This window comes from Phyllobacterium sp. 01N428 (assembly GCF_056399405.1).
Genome location: NZ_JBFTRH010000003.1, coordinates 76,995 through 90,109 on the forward strand (window position 1 = coordinate 76,995; position 13,115 = coordinate 90,109).

General features: G+C 59.8%; 12 protein-coding genes and 1 tRNA gene. 6 read left to right on the forward strand and 7 right to left on the reverse strand.

From position 1 onward, the window contains the following. Nucleotides 1-51: 51 nt before the first annotated feature. The 4 genes from AC1DNI_RS10395 to AC1DNI_RS10410 form a co-directional block, all read right to left on the reverse strand. Nucleotides 52-891 (reverse strand): ABC transporter permease, encoded by an 840-nt coding sequence (locus AC1DNI_RS10395; protein WP_477691838.1) that lies wholly within the window; start codon nucleotides 889-891, stop codon nucleotides 52-54. After that, nucleotides 891-1,604: an ABC transporter permease gene (locus AC1DNI_RS10400; RefSeq protein ID WP_091923007.1), complete on the reverse strand. Its 714-nt coding sequence runs from the start codon at nucleotides 1,602-1,604 to the stop codon at nucleotides 891-893. The genes AC1DNI_RS10395 and AC1DNI_RS10400 overlap by 1 nt, the downstream gene beginning before the upstream one ends. Before the next feature lie 115 nt (nucleotides 1,605-1,719). Next, nucleotides 1,720-2,502, reverse strand: coding sequence for a transporter substrate-binding domain-containing protein (locus tag AC1DNI_RS10405; RefSeq protein WP_091922647.1), 783 nt, complete (start codon nucleotides 2,500-2,502; stop codon nucleotides 1,720-1,722). 55 nt (nucleotides 2,503-2,557) lie between these two features. Then, nucleotides 2,558-3,373, reverse strand: a complete 816-nt coding sequence (locus tag AC1DNI_RS10410; RefSeq protein ID WP_051615153.1) for an ABC transporter ATP-binding protein — start codon at nucleotides 3,371-3,373, stop codon at nucleotides 2,558-2,560. A gap of 179 nt (nucleotides 3,374-3,552) precedes the next feature. Here AC1DNI_RS10410 and AC1DNI_RS10415 point away from each other — a divergent pair, with 179 nt between their 5' ends. From AC1DNI_RS10415 to AC1DNI_RS10430, 4 genes are read left to right on the forward strand one after another with little or no spacing between them, the layout of a single operon-like run. After that, on the forward strand, nucleotides 3,553-4,425 hold the full coding sequence (locus tag AC1DNI_RS10415) for a dimethylarginine dimethylaminohydrolase family protein (RefSeq protein WP_477691839.1): 873 nt from the start codon (nucleotides 3,553-3,555) through the stop codon (nucleotides 4,423-4,425). Next, nucleotides 4,422-5,078 (forward strand): TetR family transcriptional regulator C-terminal domain-containing protein, encoded by a 657-nt coding sequence (locus tag AC1DNI_RS10420; protein WP_477691840.1) that lies wholly within the window; start codon nucleotides 4,422-4,424, stop codon nucleotides 5,076-5,078. Before AC1DNI_RS10415 ends, AC1DNI_RS10420 begins: the two co-directional genes overlap by 4 nt. Further along, nucleotides 5,078-6,265 (forward strand): pyridoxal phosphate-dependent aminotransferase, encoded by a 1,188-nt coding sequence (locus tag AC1DNI_RS10425; RefSeq protein ID WP_477691980.1) that lies wholly within the window; start codon nucleotides 5,078-5,080, stop codon nucleotides 6,263-6,265. Before AC1DNI_RS10420 ends, AC1DNI_RS10425 begins: the two co-directional genes overlap by 1 nt. After that, complete coding sequence (locus tag AC1DNI_RS10430; protein ID WP_477691841.1) at nucleotides 6,262-7,848, forward strand: 5-guanidino-2-oxopentanoate decarboxylase; 1,587 nt, start codon at nucleotides 6,262-6,264, stop codon at nucleotides 7,846-7,848. The genes AC1DNI_RS10425 and AC1DNI_RS10430 overlap by 4 nt, the downstream gene beginning before the upstream one ends. 30 nt (nucleotides 7,849-7,878) lie before the next feature. Here AC1DNI_RS10430 and AC1DNI_RS10435 read toward each other — a convergent pair whose 3' ends face one another. Further along, the gene (locus AC1DNI_RS10435) at nucleotides 7,879-9,303 is read right to left on the reverse strand and encodes an aldehyde dehydrogenase family protein (RefSeq protein WP_477691842.1); all 1,425 of its coding nucleotides are present in this window, start codon (nucleotides 9,301-9,303) and stop codon (nucleotides 7,879-7,881) included. Between the two features lie 332 nt (nucleotides 9,304-9,635). On the opposite strand from AC1DNI_RS10435, the gene AC1DNI_RS10440 reads away from it, so the two are divergent. Next, nucleotides 9,636-9,914, forward strand: coding sequence for a hypothetical protein (locus AC1DNI_RS10440; RefSeq protein WP_091949422.1), 279 nt, complete (start codon nucleotides 9,636-9,638; stop codon nucleotides 9,912-9,914). A gap of 107 nt (nucleotides 9,915-10,021) precedes the next feature. Here the strand turns inward: AC1DNI_RS10440 and AC1DNI_RS10445 are convergent. Continuing rightward, nucleotides 10,022-10,106: transfer RNA gene (locus AC1DNI_RS10445), tRNA-Leu, on the reverse strand. Nucleotides 10,107-10,363: 257 nt separating this feature from the next. On the opposite strand from AC1DNI_RS10445, the gene lipB reads away from it, so the two are divergent. Further along, entirely contained in the window at nucleotides 10,364-11,092 is a 729-nt protein-coding gene (gene lipB / locus AC1DNI_RS10450; RefSeq protein WP_477691843.1) for a lipoyl(octanoyl) transferase LipB, read from the forward strand. Between the two features lie 7 nt (nucleotides 11,093-11,099). Here the strand turns inward: lipB and AC1DNI_RS10455 are convergent, their stop codons facing one another. Then, a complete protein-coding gene (locus AC1DNI_RS10455; protein WP_477691844.1) occupies nucleotides 11,100-13,112 on the reverse strand; it encodes an acetyl-CoA carboxylase biotin carboxylase subunit in 2,013 nt (670 codons plus the stop codon). Between the last annotated feature and the right edge of the window lie 3 nt (nucleotides 13,113-13,115).

Consider the following 13,115-nt stretch of genomic DNA (forward strand, 5'->3'; position numbering starts at 1 on the left):
CATAAAACAGCTGCGACATAACTCACACAATTTGCGCCACACCCGAGTTTTTCATCCGAGCTTCGAGGGGATCATTCTTTCAACGCGCCTGAAGAGCATCACGATAATGCCGGTGATCACGAGATATCCCGCGGCAAGGAGGAGCAACGGCTCGTAGGTCAGGAACGTATCCTGCCTGACACGCGAAGCGACCGCGTAGAGATCGACGACGGTGATCGTGGCAACGAGCGGCGTCGACTTCAGCTGCAGGACAGCCTCGCCGGCAAGCGTCGGCAGCGCCCGATGGATCGCCTGCGGCAGCCATATCCGCCTGAAGATCGTGAAGCGAGGCATGCCGAAGGCACGTGCGGCTTCCAATTGTCCCTTGGGAACGCTGGCGAATGCGCCCCGCATTACCTCGCCCTCATAGCCCGCGTAGGACAAGGTCAGCGCCAGCACTGCATAGGGCCAAGCCTGCCGCAAGTAGGGCCAGAGTTCCGATCCGCGTATCCACGGATATTGCGGGAAGAGCGAACCGAGGCCGTAATAGAGCAGCCAGAGTTGCAGCAGCAGCGGCGTGCCGCGGATGACGGTGCAAAACATTTTGGCCGGAATAGCGAGAATCGCCGGCCCGGACGCCTGGGCGAGTCCCAGCGGCACCGCCAGCAGGAAGCCCAGGATAACCGTCACGATCAGGATCCAGATCGTCCGCCACAGGCCCTGAGCGATAAGGTCGCCGTAGTTTTGCAGCCAGTCCCAGCGCATGAAGAAAACGGCGGACGCAATCAACGCCAAACCGATCAGCATCATGACGATGCGATGCGGCTGCAGCAGGCTTGCGATGCGGATCCCGCCGCTTTCCTTGTGGATCGGAAATGTCTCGATCGGGACTTCAATAGGCGTTTCGGACATCAATGCGCCTCCTTAACGGAGGGCATGCCGCGTCGGGCCCAGATTTCGACCCGGCCGATGATGGCGTTTGAAAACAGCGTGATGAACAGATAGAGCGCGCCTGCTGCCATATAGAAGAGGAAATAGGCCTTGGTCGCACCCGCCGCCTGGCGCGTTTCGAGCGTAAGCTCGGCGAAACCGACGACGGCCAGAAGCGATGTATCCTTGGTGGCGATCAGCCACAGATTGGCTAGTCCCGGGAGCGCATGCGGCAGCATCGCGGGCAGCGTGATGCGCCGCATCATCAGGCTCGGCGACATGCCATAGGCCCTCGCCGCTTCGATCTCGCCTTGCGGAATGGATTTGATTGCGCCGCGCAAGACCTCAGTTGCATATGCGCCCTGGACAAAACCGAGGACGACGATACCGGCGACAAGTCCGCTAATATCGACCCGGCTGTAACCGAGGGCCTCGAACAGGCGATTGATGAGGTCCGTGCCGGCATAATAGAGCAGCAGAATCAACACCAGTTCGGGTATTGCTCGCACCATAGTGGTATAGATTGCGGCAATGTCGCGGACAATCGGGCCGCCATAGAGCTTGCCGTAGGCGCCGAGCGTTCCGATGATCAGCCCAATGCCGAACGAACCAAGTGCGATCTGCAGCGAGTGAAAGAGCCCGCGAAGCAGATTGCCGCCCCACCCCGGTGGATTTGGCGACAGGAGCCCGAACATGCCGGATATGGCGGCGGGAAGGATCGATGCGTCGGCCAAGCCGTCCTCGATTCAGTATCGGATAGAGTTTTGAACAAATTGGCCGGAACGGGCTGTCCCGCTCCGGCCGGACAGCTTAGCCGCCATAAATATCGAAGTTGAAATACTTCTTCGAGATCTCGTCATATTTGCCGTCTGAGCGGATCGCCTTAATGGCAGCGTTGATCTTGTCCTTCAGCTCGGTATCGCCCTTGCGCATGCCGACGCCGACACCGGGGCCGAGGATCTCCAGATCATCGGCTACCTTGCCCTTGATCTCGCAGCACGCCTTACCGGCATCTGTCGCAACGAAGGTTTCCAGCGCGAGCGAGTCGGCCTGCGTCGCATCGATGCGGCCTGCGGCCAGATCCTGGTTCGCCTCATCCTGCGTCTGGTATTCCTTGATTTCGGCTGCGGTCGAAGCGAAATACTTCTTGGCGTAGGCCTGGTGCACCGTCGACACCTGCACGCCGATGATCTTGCCCTTAAGGCCTTCCGGCGTCGGCTGCATCTCGACGCCCTTGGCGCCCATGATGACAGTCGGGGTGTTGTAGTACTTGTCGGAAAAATCGATCGTCTTCAACCGCTCGTCGGTAATCGACATGGAGCTGGCGATCATGTCGATTTTCTTCGTGGTCAAGGCGGGAATGATGCCGTCCCAAGCGACAGGCGTAATGACGCAATCAAGCTTGGCCTGCTCGCACAGCGCGTTGATGATATCGACTTCCCAGCCGTTCCACTTGCCCGATGCGTCGGGCGACGTGAATGGCGGATAGGGCTCGGCAGCGATGCCGACTTTCACCTGCTCGGCGCTTGCAGCGCCCATGCCAGCGACGACCAGGACAACGGCGGCTACCGTTGTTTTCAAAAACGACTTCATTCTCATCTCCATTCTTTCAATGTTCCCCAGGATTGTTTCCTGTTGCTTGCTTATTTTATGAAACAGTCCGGATAAACTGCTTCAAACGTTCGGATTTTGGCGATCCGAACAATGCTTCCGGCGGACCCTCTTCCTCGATGATGCCGTTGTGCAGATAGATGACGTGGCTCGCGACCTCGCGTGCGAATTTCATCTCGTGCGTGACGAGAAGCATGGTCCGGCCTTCCTCGGCGAGATCGCCGATCACCCGCAGCACCTCGCCGACAAGTTCCGGATCAAGCGCGGAGGTGGGTTCGTCGAACAGCATGACGCGCGGCTGGATTGCAAGCGCCCGCGCAATTGCGCCGCGCTGTTGCTGGCCACCGGAGAGATAGGCTGGATAAACGTCGCGCTTGGCCGACAGGCCGACGCGCTCGAGCAGTTGCTCGCCGATGACCATGGCCTCGTCGCGCTTCATGCCGAGCACATGGACCGGGACTTCGATGACATTCTGGATGAGCGTCATGTGCTGCCAGAGGTTGAAGTTCTGGAACACCATGCCGAGACGGCTGCGGATGCGCTCGATCTGGCGCCGGTTGGCGGGATGCAGGCCGCCATGGCCATCGCTCACCATTTTTACGTCTTCACCATTGATGCGAATGATGCCGCTGGTGGGATTTTCGAGAAAGTTGATGCAACGCAGGAAGGTGGATTTACCGGAGCCACTGCCGCCGATCATGGCGACCACGTCGCCATCCCGCGCCGTCAGGGACACGCCCTTCAGAACTTCGAGCGCTCCGAAGCGCTTGTGAAGCTTCTCGATATGAATGGCTTCAGCTTGTTCGCCTGTCGCCCGTTGAAGTGGATCCGTCGAAACGGTTGCCGCTTCCATCGCCGTCATTCCGGGATACCTGCTCGTATTGGGCTTGCACGTCTTGTCATGACAGCCTTTGATCCGCCTCATTATCTGACAGGGTCTAAATTGCCCTCTTTGGCTGCATCACACCACTTGCGCTCTATTTATGCAAGCGTATAAATACTCCCAGAAACAATTTTTTGAGAGCAGCGCAGATGCAAGCATTCGGTTCCCAGTCCATGGCCCTCCCCTTGAAGCGCGTCATCATGCGCAAGCCGGACCACGTCATGGCAGGGGCCGAACGCGACGTTTGGCACTATGGGCCGCAATTCGATCCACGCAAGGCTTCCGAGCAGCATCGCGTGTTTGCCGATCTCGTTGCCCGTTCGGGCGCGGAGATCACGTGGATACGCGACGGCAATGACGGCCTGTCCGATTCGATCTTCACCCACGATCCCTCGTTGGTGACCGACAAGGGCGCCGTTATCCTGCGCATGGGAAAGTCCCTGCGCCTCGAGGAAACGGACTTGCACCGCGAGACCTATCGGCAGATGGATGTGCCGGTCCTCGGCCGCATTGAGGCGCCCGGCACCGTCGAGGGCGGCGATTGCGTCTGGGTCGATGAAAAGACCCTGGCGGTTGGACGCGGGGTCCGTACCAATCAGGCGGGGATCGAGCAGCTCGCCGATATTCTCAAGCCGCTTGGCGTCACGGTTCTCGGCTTCGACCTGCCGCTCTGGCACGGAGAAGAAGCCTGCCTGCACCTTATGTCGATCATATCCCCGCTCGCCGAAGACCTTGCGCTTGTGCACATGCCGCTGTTGCCGGCAGCGTTCTACCAACTGTTGAAAGAACGCGGCATTCGCCTGGTTGCCGCTCCTGAAGCTGAATTTGCAGCAAGCAATGGTCTCAACCTCAACGTACTGCCGACAGCACCCTATGAGGTCATTGCCGTCGCAGGCTTCGAGGGCACGAAGGCCGCTATGGAAACAGCAGGCTGCACAGTCGCAACCTTCGAGGCCGATGCGCTCTGCATCGCCTGCGAAGGCGGCCCGACCTGCCTCACCCGCCCTGTCTGGCGCCAATGAACGCTGAAACCGCCACCCGTAAGAGCTTTCGCCGCGAGGGCGAGGACAAGCGCCGCGAGGATCTTATCGCGGCAACGCTCGAATGCGTGGCCGAACGCGGCCTTGCGGGTGCGACGGTACGGGAGATTGCGCAACGCGCCGGAGTCACCGCCGGGCTTATCCGCTATTATTTTCCGACCAAGGATGAACTGATCGGCGCTGCCTACCGTGCCGTCATGCAACGCATGACCGTGCAGGCGAGCGACGCTCTCAGAAGCGCGAATGACGATCCCCGCGCCCGGCTCTACGCCTTCGTGACGGCCAATCTCGGCCAGCCGATCATGGATCCGCACAATCTTTCGCTCTGGGCGGGTTTCATTGCGCTCGTCCACGCGGATCCGGCCATGGCAGCAGCACATCGCGACGGCTATCTCGGCTTCCGCGACGAACTCGAAATCCTGATACGCGATGCACTGCTGTCGGCAAGCGCACCGGCCGAGTCGCGCAACACCCGCAGCCACGCCATTGCCATCAATGCGATCATCGACGGGCTGTGGCTCGAAGGCTGCCTGGCCGGCGATATTTTCTCCGATGGCGAGTTGGCCGAAACCGGCATAAGCGCTATCGAAGCCGTACTTGGAATTTCTCTCAAAGCTGAAGGAGGCGCGCCATGATGCGCTATGCGTCTGTTACGAATCGTCTCGCGGGGCTTGGCTCTGACAAGTGGGCGGTGCACATGCGCGCCCGCGAAATGAAGCATGCCGGCGAAGACGTCATCGAGCTCACGATCGGCGAGCCGGACATCCCGACGCCAAACGATATGATTGACGTCGCAGAACGCTCGATGCGCGCGGGACGCACCGGCTATTCCAATGGCCGCGGTGAACCCGCAGTTCTGGCTGCGCTTTCGGCCAAATATACCGCCCGCACCGGTCGCCCGATCGATGCCGAGCAAATAATGTGCTTTCCCGGCACCCAGACCGCCCTCTCCCTCGTCATGCTTGGCATTGCCGAGGAAGGCGACGAGATCATAACCGGCGATCCGCTCTATGCGACCTATGACGGCGTCGTACGGGCAACCGGCGCAATGCGCGTCTCGGTGCCGCTGCGTCCGGAAAAGGGTTTTCGCATGCAGGCGGCCGACCTTGAAAAGGTCATTACGCCGCGCACCAAGGTGCTGCTGTTGAATACGCCGCACAACCCGACCGGCGCGGTACTCAGCGCCAGGGAAATCGCTGAAATCGGCGAAGTCTGCCGGAAACACAATCTCTGGATTGTCTCCGACGAGGTCTATGAGCAGCTCATATTCGACGGTACCTTTGCTTCGCCGCTCGATCAGCCGGAACTTGCGGACCGCACTGTCGCAGTCTCCTCCATTTCCAAGTCGCATGCGGCGCCGGGCTTCCGCAGCGGCTGGTGCGTCGGGCCGAAGGACTTTACCCGCCGCCTGCTGCCGCTATCCGAATCGATGCTCTTTGGCGGCCAGCCCTTCATCGCGGATATGACCGCCTATGCGCTCGGCCAGCCTTCAGCCGCCGCATCGACGATGCGTGAAAGCTATCTTCGCCGGGCGCGTTCGATCGCCAGCCGCCTCGATGGCGTTGCGGGCATCGACTGCAAGATCCCACAGGCCGGAATGTTCATTCTTGCCGATATCCGCGCCACTGGTCTCAGCGGCGATGAATTTGCGATGCGGCTCCTCGAAGAAGAACTCGTCGCGGTCATGCCGGGCGAATCGTTCGGGGAAAACCTTGCCGGTTATCTTCGCCTTAGCCTCAGTGTCGCCGACGACAAGATCGACGCAGCCTGTGCCGGCGTCGTCCGGCTCGCATCACGCCTTCAGAAACGGAAATCCGCATGACCACGGTTGGTGAAGCTCTCGTTCATTTGCTCGAATCCTATGACGTCGATACCGTCTTTGGTATCCCGGGCGTCCACACCATCGAACTTTATCGCGGCCTTGCCGGCTCCAAGATACGCCACATTACCCCGCGCCACGAACAAGGTGCCGGGTTCATGGCCGATGGCTACGCACGCGCGACTGGCAAGCCGGGCGTCGCATTCGTCATCACCGGACCGGGCATTACCAACACGATCACTGCCATGGGACAGGCGCGTGCCGATTCCATTCCGATGCTGGTCATATCCGGCGTGAACCAACGCGACTCGCTTGGCAAGGGCATGGGTTTCCTGCACGAACTTCCGAACCAGCGCGCCATGCTGCAAACGGTTGCAATGTTCTCGCACCGGATCGAAAAGCCCGATGAACTGCCCATCGTGCTTGCCCGGGCCTTTGCTCTTTTTGCGTCTCGTCGTCCAGGCCCCGTTCATATTGAAATTCCTCTCGACGTCATGGCGCTACCGCTCGAAGGCGCGCAGCGCGAGCCCTCCGATGCGCCGGTGCCGCATGCATCGACCGAAACCATAGCCGAGTTGGTCCGTCACTGCCTGTCAGCTGAGCGGCCCGTCATTCTCGTTGGCGGCGGCGCAAAGTCTGCGGCGGACGGCCTTCAGGTTCTCGCCGAGAAGCTCGATGCGCCGGTAGTCGCCACCACGAACGGTCGCGGCATCATGCACAAGCATCCGCTGCTCATCCCGGCAAGCCCTAGCCTCAGAGCCGTGCGCGAGCTCCTAGCCGACAGCGATCTCGTCATCGCCATCGGCACGGAAATGGGACCGACCGACTATGACATGTATGCCGACGGCGGCTTTCCGGAATTGAAGCGTTTCGTGCGCATCGACATCGATGCCGGACAGCTCGATCGCTGGCCCGCATTCATGCCTATCGAAGCGGACGCGAAGGAAACCGTCGCGTCGCTTTCTGCAGCCCTGCCGGACCGCAGAAACGGCCGAGGCGGCGAAGAACGCGCAAAGCGCGTACGCGACGCGGCCTGGGCCGATGTCGGCGCGCGCATCCAGGGTCAGGTGCGTTTCCTCAATACGTTGCGCGATACGCTGCCCAATTCGCTCATCGTCGGCGATTCGACGCAGACGATTTACTCCGGCAACCTCTATTACGATCACGACCGCGTCGGCGGCTGGTTCAACGCAGCCACAGGTTTCGGCGCGCTCGGCTTCGGGCCTCCGGCGGCCATTGGCGCAGCACTTGGCAAGCCCGAGACCTCGACGGTTTGCATTGTCGGCGATGGCGGCTTCCAGTTCGTCCTCGGTGAAATCGGCGCAGCCGTCGATGAAAACGTGCCGATGATCTTCATCGTCTGGAACAATCAGGGCTATCAGGAGATCGAACGCGCAATGGTCGATGTGAATATCGACCCCGTTGGTGTTCGCCCCTCCGCTCCGGACTATATCAAGATTGCCGAAGCCTATGGGGTACCGGCCGAGCGTCTCAGCGATATCGAAGAGCTCCCGGCTTCGCTGTTGCGAGGCAAGGCGAGCAATAGCCCGTACCTGATTGAAATTGATGAAAAATTGGTTGGCTGACGGCTTGCGGCCGTCAGCCATTCTTCCGTCTTATGGACGGTGGATCGTCTTCACTTCAAGGAAGTCCTCGAGGCCGAACCTGCCACCCTCGCGGCCATTGCCGGACTGCTTGTAGCCTCCGAACGGACTGCCGTAGCGGTGCGGTCCGCCGTTGATATGAACCATGCCGGCCTTGAGCCTTGCAGCAACACGCTCGGCACGCTTGGCGTCGCCGGTCTGCACGTAGGCCGCGAGACCATAGGGCGTATCATTGGCAATGGCGATCGCTTCTTCCTCCGTGTCGAAGGGTATCAGCGCCAGCACGGGGCCGAACACCTCTTCGCGCGCAATGCGCATGGTATTGCTGACATCGGCAAAGATGGTCGGACGCACGAAATAGCCGGTCTCGTAGCCTTCCGGCTTGCCCGCGCCACCGACGACGACGCGCGCGCCCTCGGCGATCCCCGCCTCGATGAGGTTCTGCACCCTCCCATACTGGATATGGCTGACGAGCGGGCCGATATGTTCACCCTCCTCCTCCGGATTGCCGACGCGCGCCTGCTTTCCGGTTTCTTCAGCAATTTTCACTGCCCGATCATAGACCGAGCGCTGGACGAGCATGCGCGTCGGGGCATCGCAGGACTGGCCGCTATTGTTGAAGCATTCCAGCACGCTGCCGGCGACGCGATCCTCAAGATCCGCATCCTCAAAAACGATGTTCGGCGATTTGCCGCCAAGTTCGAGGGTAACGCGCTTCACCGTTTCCGCCGCGTCCTTGCTGACGGCGATGCCGGCGCGGGTCGATCCGGTAAAGGACATCATGTCGACGTCCCTGTGCCTGGAGAGCGCCGCTCCCACAGTCGCGCCATCGCCATTGACGAGATTGAACGTGCCTGCCGGGAAGCCTGCCTCGTCGATCATTTCGGCGTAGAGTATGGCGTTGAGCGGCGTGAATTCGCTCGGCTTCAGCACGCAAGTGCTGCCCGTTGCGAGCGCCGGGATGACCTTGAGCGCAATCTGGTTGATCGGCCAGTTCCACGGCGTGATCAAGCCGCAGACGCCGATGGGCTCGCGCACCAACAGGTCTCCATTGGGCAGTTCCTCGCGCATGTGGAGATTCTTCAGCGCATCAATGAAGCCCTGAAGATGACCGACGCCGACGTCTGCCTGCTGCTGCGTGCTCATCGTGATAGGAGCGCCGAGTTCAAGGGTGATCGTTCTGGCCACCTCGTCGTAGCGCCGCTTGTAGATAGCGAGCAGCCTTTCGAGCAGCGCAATGCGCTCGTCCACCGACGTCTGGCTATAGGTTTGAAACGCCTTCTTGGCCGCAGCCACCGCGCGATCGATATCGGCGGCCGTGCCCATGGAAATAACCGCAATCGGCTGTTCAGTCGCCGGATTGATGACTTCCAGATCGTTTGGCTCAAGCGGCTTTACCCATTCGCCATCGATATAGAAGTTGCGTTTGTCGAGCATGAAACTTTCCTCCGAGAACTTAGCCGTGGGCCCATTCTGACCAACAATCGGACGAAGGCAAGAACTTTATACGGTTGTATAATTAGATGGCGCGGAGAGCGGAATCATCGTTAAGGCGGCCGAGTGTGAGCGCTACGTCTAGTCCGCGAAAAATTCGGGCGCACAATTCATGATGGTTGTTCTCGATCCACAAATTGGCTAGAGGAGTGAGGCATACTTTTTATATTTTGAATTAAGGAAAATACTATGATCTCCCAGTCCACGTTGGGCCTCCGCCCAGGGCCTTTCCTTGTCGCTGAACGCTTCCTGCCGTCCCAAGTTTGGAGGATGGCATGACCGACGGCGACACTTTTGATCAGGAATTTGTCGATCTAATTGTCAAATTCGGAAAACGCGCAGTTCGCGCATCGGGATACATGATCGTTAGTTGGTTGCTTCTGCACCATAATCAGTTGGGCTTGCAGAGCAGCTGGGGCCTGCCTATAGCCTTTGGAATTCTGGGCTTCGCGTCGTCAAGCGCCCGGTTGGCTCAATTGGGGCTAGCTGCGTTACTCTGTATGGCTCTGTTGCCGATGAGTGAAATCAAGTCGATTATAAGCACGTTCATGTGACCAAGATTCGATCATTCGCCAAACTCTGCCTCATGGGTGGCATCTATAAGCAATATGGCGGCCGAGGCCGCCATATTTTGCTTAAGATTCAATTATTTGAGAGAAAATGGTGCGGTCGAGAAGACTCGAACTTCCACGTCTTGCGACACAGCGACCTCAACGCTGCGCGTCTACCAATTCCGCCACGACCGCACTCTGTGGTAGAAGCCGAACCAGTCGGCTCGCGGCATGTAGCAAATAGGTTTCGGTGAAACAAGCCCTATCTACCGATAATCCGATTGTTTTTTAGAAAGCCGGCATAAACCTTCACGCAGCCGCGCAAGACTGGAAATTCCGCCCGAAAAGGTCCATATGCGGCACACCCAACGCAATCGTTGAAACGAAGCCACGCCGGCTAAGCGAACTACGATTCTGGCGCAGGCAGAGATAACCGGACCGGCATTCATACCATGAGAACCATTCGCGACGACCTCGTCCCCGATTTCCTGCCCGAGGGCGAATCGTCACCCGTCGAATGGCTCGTTACCGATGGACTGACAGACTATGACACCGCCCTCGGCTTCATGGACGAGCGCGTGGCAGCCATTCGCGACGGCAGGGCGCGAGAACTGGTCTGGCTCGTCGAGCATCCGCCGCTCTATACAGCCGGCACCAGTGCCAAGGCGGCCGATCTACTCGTCGCCGATCGCTTTCCGGTCCATGCAACCGGACGGGGCGGCGAATACACCTATCACGGCCCCGGCCAGCGCGTTGCCTACGTCATGCTCGATCTGAAGCGACGGCGTGAAGACATACGCGCCTTCGTGACCGCTCTCGAACAATGGATCATCACCACGCTTGCCTCATTCAATGTTCGCGGCGAGCGCCGCGAGGATCGGGTCGGCGTCTGGGTCACCCGGCCGGAGCGCCCGCCCCTGCACGATGGTTCGCCCGCTGAAGACAAGATCGCCGCCATTGGCATTCGCCTGCGCAAATGGGTGAGTTTTCACGGCATTTCGATCAATGTCGAACCGGATCTCGCACATTTCGACGGGATTGTTCCTTGCGGCGTGCGGGGCCACGGCGTAACCAGCCTCGTCGATCTTGGCCTGCCGGTCGACATGCACGATATTGATCGCGCCTTGCTGGACGCCTTCGAGGATGTGTTTGGACCAGTCGTTAAGGTCGCGGCGGCCTAGCCGGACCTCACGCGAATTCCATAATGACGGCATCGACGGCGAGACTGTCGCCGATTCTGGCGTTGATCGCCGAAACAATGTGGTCGCGATCGGCACGCAAAACGTTCTCCATTTTCATCGCCTCGACGATCGCGAGCGTTTCGCCGGCCTTCACTTCCTGCCCCACGGTAACATTGATCGACACGATCAGGCCGGGCATTGGGCAAAGCAGCAGCTTAGAGGTGTCAGGCGGCACTTTCACCGGCATCAGCTTCTCGAGTGCGGCGACGTGATTTTGCATGGCGTGGGCGGTAACCGACATGCCCTTCCAGTCAATGCGCATGCCATTCAGCACCGGGCGAAGCTGCGCCTTGACAGAACGCTCGCCGATATAGCCGTCCCAGACCGCATCGCCGGGCTGCCAGTTGGCGCGAACCGTAAACACTTTCTCGCCATGCAGCCTGAATTCCATTTTTGATGGCGGATGGGCCGTGCAAGCATCGATATGGACAGGGACGTAGTCGTCGCCGATGCGGACTTCCCAGTCGGCCCTGATTTTGCCTGTGTGTGGACGCAGGCGGTCGTTGAGGCGGTCGAGGCGCTCCTTGCGCACGAGTTCAACGGCAAGCGCCACGCAGGCAAGGACATCACGATCCTCGTCCGCCGGGACCACTGGTTTGAAGCCATCGGGGAATTCTTCGGCTATGAACCCGGTGGAAAGTCGGCCCTCGCGCCAGCGGGGATGCTGCATCAGCGCGGCAAGGAAGGGAATATTATGCTCTATGCCGTCGACGACGAACGCATCGAGAGCATCGGCCATTGCGTCGATAGCCTCAAGTCGCGTCGGCGCCCATGTGCAAAGCTTGGCGACCATCGGATCGTAGAACATGGAGATTTCCGACCCTTCGGTGACGCCCGTGTCGTTGCGGATGATCGTCTTGCCCACTGGGCCTTCGCTGGGCGGCCGGTAGCGTGTGAGCCGGCCGATCGACGGCAGGAAGTTGCGATAGGGGTCTTCGGCGTAAAGGCGGCTCTCCACCGCCCAGCCGTTGAGTTTGACATCGGCCTGCTGAAGACCAAGCCTTTCACCGGCGGCAATGCGGATCATCTGCTCGACAAGATCGATGCCGGTGATGAGCTCGGTGACGGGATGCTCCACTTGCAGGCGCGTGTTCATTTCGAGGAAATAGAACTTGCGGTCCTTGTCGACGATGAATTCGACGGTCCCGGCGCTCTGGTAGTCGACCGCCTTTGCCAACGCTACCGCCTGTTCGCCCATGGCCTTGCGGGTCGCCTCGTCAAGGAAGGGCGACGGCGCCTCCTCCACGACCTTCTGGTTGCGCCGCTGCACGGAGCATTCGCGTTCGCCGAGATAGATGCAGTTGCCATGCGCATCGGCCAGCACCTGGATCTCGATATGGCGCGGATCGACGACGAATTTCTCGATAAAGACGCGATCATCACCAAAGGAATTGCGCGCCTCGGAGGTCGCCCGCTCAAAACCATCGCGCACCTCGGACTTGTCCCAGGCGATGCGCATGCCCTTGCCGCCGCCGCCTGCTGAAGCCTTGATCATCACCGGATAGCCAATCTCGCCGGCGATCTTTTCCGCATGCGAGGCATCCTTGATGATGTCGAGGAAGCCCGGGACAGTGCTGACCTTCGCCTCGTTGGCGAATTTCTTCGACTCGATCTTGTCGCCCATGGCGATGATCGCCCTGGGCTTCGGCCCGATGAAAATAATGCCCTGCTTTTCCAGCGCTTCGCAGAAGGAAGCGCGCTCGGAAAGGAACCCATAGCCCGGATGTACGGCTTCGGCCCCGGTGGCCTTGCAAGCCGCAATGATCTTGTCGGCGACAAGATAGCTTTCAGATGCGGCCGAAGGCCCGATATGCACGGCCTCGTCGGCCATCTCCACATGCACCGCATCGCGATCGGCGTCCGAATACACCGCTACTGTGGCAATACCCATCTTGCGTGCGGTCTTGATGACGCGGCAGGCGATCTCGCCGCGATTGGCGATCAGGATTTTCTTGAACACGTA